The sequence below is a fragment of the Kitasatospora sp. NPDC048365 genome (assembly GCF_043200835.1).
Classification (GTDB): domain Bacteria; phylum Actinomycetota; class Actinomycetes; order Streptomycetales; family Streptomycetaceae; genus Kitasatospora; species Kitasatospora terrestris.
In genome coordinates, this window is sequence record NZ_JBICYJ010000104.1 from 1 (window position 1) to 3,532 (window position 3,532).

Annotated in this window: 2 protein-coding genes and 1 rRNA gene; all 3 read right to left on the reverse strand. The window is 69.1% G+C overall.

All coding sequences use genetic code 11. From position 1 onward, the window contains the following. Window positions 1-118: 118 nt before the first annotated feature. Window positions 119-2,614, reverse strand: coding sequence for a sugar phosphate nucleotidyltransferase (locus ACGFX4_RS41295; RefSeq protein WP_393086383.1), 2,496 nt, complete (start codon window positions 2,612-2,614; stop codon window positions 119-121). 124 nt (window positions 2,615-2,738) lie between these two features. Further along, entirely contained in the window at window positions 2,739-3,350 is a 612-nt protein-coding gene (locus tag ACGFX4_RS41300) for a CDP-alcohol phosphatidyltransferase family protein (RefSeq protein ID WP_345696098.1), read from the reverse strand. 98 nt (window positions 3,351-3,448) lie between these two features. After that, window positions 3,449-3,532: ribosomal RNA gene (rrf, locus tag ACGFX4_RS41305) — 5S ribosomal RNA — on the reverse strand; the annotation flags it as partial.

The window sequence follows — 3,532 nt, forward strand, 5'->3', positions numbered from 1 at the left end:
GGCCCCCGGCGGTGGTCATCGGTTGGTTGGACTTATCCAAACATCCCCCCCCCTGGGGGGGGGGGGGGGGGCCGGGGGCCCCCCCCCCCCCGGCACCCGCCGGACGGTCGGCGACCGGTCAGCGACCGGCCGAGTCGACCACCGCCGCCCACTCGTCCAGCAGCTGCGATGCCGCCTCGTCGTCCGGGCCCTCCGCCCACAGGTGGGTCACCGCCTCCGCCGGGTCCGGCAGCACCAGCGTCCACCGCCCGTCCGGCTCGACCACCCGCACGCCGTCCGTGGTGTCGAGCCGCCGGTTCCCGGCCGCCTCCACCACCGAGCGCATCACCATGCCCTTCGCCGCCCACGGCGTCGCGATGTCCCGGCGCTGGATGTGCGCCTGCGGGATCCGCGCGTCGATCTGGCTCAGGGTGAGCTGGGTCCGCGCCACCAGGCCGACCAGCCGCACGAACGCCGCAGCGCCGTCCAGCACCCCGCTGAACTCCGGCACCACGAACCCGCCGCGCCCGTCACCGCCGAACACGGTGCCGTCCGCCGCCGCGGCCTTCGCCAGGTCGTCGGGCGAGGTCGTCGTCCAGATCACCTGCGTGCCGTGGTACGCCGCGACCTGCTCGGCGATCCGGGTCGTGGTCACCGGCAGGGCGACCTGCCCGCTGCGCCGCTCCGCGGCCACCAGGTCCAGCAGCACCAGCAGCGCCCGGTCGTCCCCGATCACCCGGCCGAGCTCGTCCACGAAGGACACCCGCTCGCCCACCGGGTCGAAGCGCACGCCGAAGGCCGCCCGCGAGGAGGCCACCAGCTCGCCGAGCCGCGCCAGCGCCGCCCGCCGCTCCTCGCGGTCCTCCGTCGGCCGGGCCTCGTCCAGGCCGCTGTCCACGGTCAGCGCCTCCACGCCCAACCGGCCGAGGATGCTCGGCAGGACGAGGCTCGCGCTGCCGTGCGCCGCGTCCACGACCACCTTCAGGCCCGCCTCGCGCACCCCCGTGGTGTCGATCGCCCCGAGCAGGTTGCCCGCGTACGAGTCGAACACCGACGACGGGTGCAGCAGGTCGCCGATCTCACCGGGGAACGCCCGGCGGAACTCCTGCCGCGAGTACACCCGGTCCAGCTTCCGCTGCCCGGCCTGCGAGAGGTCCGCGCCGCGTTCGTCGAAGAACAGGATGTCCAGCGAGTCGGCCACACCCGGCGTGGTCCGCAGGAAGATCCCGCCGGCACTGCCGCGCGCGGTCGCCTGCCGGGCCACCGGCATCGGCACGTTCTCCAGGTCGCGGACGTCGATCGCGCTGGTCTGCAGCGCCGAGATCATCGCCCGCTTGAGCGCCCGCGCACCACGCGAGTGGTCACGCGCGATGGTGACGCTGACGCCCTTCTTCAGCGTGGTCGCGTACGCCCCCGCCAGCCGCACCGCCAGCTCCGGCGTGATCTCCACGTTCAGGATGCCGGACACGCCGCGCACGCCGAACAGGTGCTCCTGCCCGCGCGACTCCCAGATCACCGAGGTGTTGACGAACGCGCCGGCCTCGATCGTCTTGAACGGGTAGACCCGGACGTTGCCCGAGATGATCGACTCCTCGCCGATCAGGCACTCGTCACCGATCACCGCGCCGTCGTCGATCCGGGCGGCCCGCATCACGTCGGTGTTCTTGCCCACCACGCAGCCGCGCAGATTGCTCTGCGGCCCCACGTACACGTTGTCGTGGATCACCGCCTTGTGCAGGAACGCACCGCGCTTCACGACCACGTTGCTGCCGAGCACCGTGTGCTCCCGCAGCTCGACGCCGGCCTCCACCTTCGCGTAGTCACCGATGTACAGCGGCCCGCGCAGCACCGCCTCCGGGTCGACCTCCGCGCCCTCGGCCACCCACACGCCAGGCGAGATCTCGAACCCGTCCAGCTCGACCTGCACCTTGCCGTCGAGGACGTCCGCCTGAGCCTTCACATAGGACTCGTGCGTGCCCACGTCCTCCCAGTAGCCCTCGGCCACATAACCGAAGACCGGCTTGCCCTCCTTCAGCAACTGCGGGAACACGTCGCTCGACCAGTCCACCGACTCGCCGGCCGCGACGTACCCGAACACCTCCGGCTCCATCACGTAGATACCGGTGTTCACGGTGTCCGAGAACACCTGGCCCCAGGTCGGCTTCTCCAGGAAGCGCTCGACCCGGCCCTCGTCGTCCGTGATCGTGATACCGAATTCCAAGGGATTGGGCACCCGGGTCAGGCACACCGTGACCAGCGCGCCCTTCTCCCGGTGGAAAGCAATCAGGTCGGAGAGGTCGAAGTCGGTGAGCGCGTCACCGGAGATCACCAGAAACGAGTCGTCCTTGAGCGCGTCCTCGGCGTTCTTCACACTTCCCGCGGTGCCGAGCGGGATTTCCTCATTGGCATACGTGAGGTGCATTCCCAGGTCTTCGCCGTCACCGAAGTAGTTCTTGACGAGCGACGCCAGGAACTGCACCGTGACCACGGTGTCGGTGAGGCCGTGCTTCCTCAGCAGCCGCAGCACGTGCTCCATGATCGGCCTATTGGCGACCGGAAGCAGCGGCTTCGGCATGCTCGAGGTCATCGGGCGGAGTCGAGTACCTTCCCCGCCCGCCATCACAACGGCTTTCATTACGGGTGCGTCCTCCTTCGCGGTGGTGAACCCTGCGGATCCATCAAACCGGTCCGAAGCATCTCTACCCGGATGAAAACGTCCGACTCACCGAGGAGGTCGTGTGGAACGTCTCAGGCTGATCTCAAACAGCGGCCGCGCGCTCCGCCTTCACGATCTGCCGCGCCTGCACCGCGTACAGGATGCCCGCCCACCAGTACAGCGTCGTCCCCCACCAGATGAACGCCCAGCTCACCACGCCGGCCACCCGGTGGACCCAGCCCTCCCCCACCCCCAGCAGCAGAAGCGGAAACGCGTACATCAGATTGAACGTGGCCGCCTTCCCCAGGAAACTCACGTTCAAGGGCCCGTACCCGATCCGGTTCAACCGAAGCAGCACCACGCCGACGAACAGCTCGCGCGCCACCAGCAGCGCCGTCACCCACCACGGCAGGATCTCCCGCCAGGTCAGGCCGACCAGCGTCGACACGATGTACAGCCGGTCCGCCGCCGGGTCCAGCAACTGCCCCAGCCGGCTGATCTGCCCCCAACGCCGAGCCAGCTTCCCGTCCAGGTAGTCGCTGACCCCGCTCAGCATCAGAATGACGATCGCCCAACCGTCATTCGTCGGCCCCCCGAACACCGGCCACAACACCAGCCAGAGGAAGATCGGCACGCCCACCAGCCGAGCCATGCTCAGCAGGTTCGGAATGGTGAGGACACGGTCGGTCTGGACTCGCGTCTCCTGGACCTCCACCTGAGGATCCTCCTGTGACGTGCGGCAAGTGTGCGGATTGACCATACAACACAAGAAGCCCCCGACCGGTAAAGGTCAGGGGCTTCTTCTGAATGATTGTTCGGCGGCGTCCTACTCTCCCACAGGGTCCCCCCTGCAGTACCATCGGCGCTGTGAGGCTTAGCTTCCGGGTTCGGAATGTA

Coding starts and splice junctions, on each gene's coding strand:
- ACGFX4_RS41295 (WP_393086383.1), bottom strand. CDS start 2,614: ATGAAAGCCGTTGTGATGGCGGGCGGGGAAGGTACTCGACTCCGCCCG.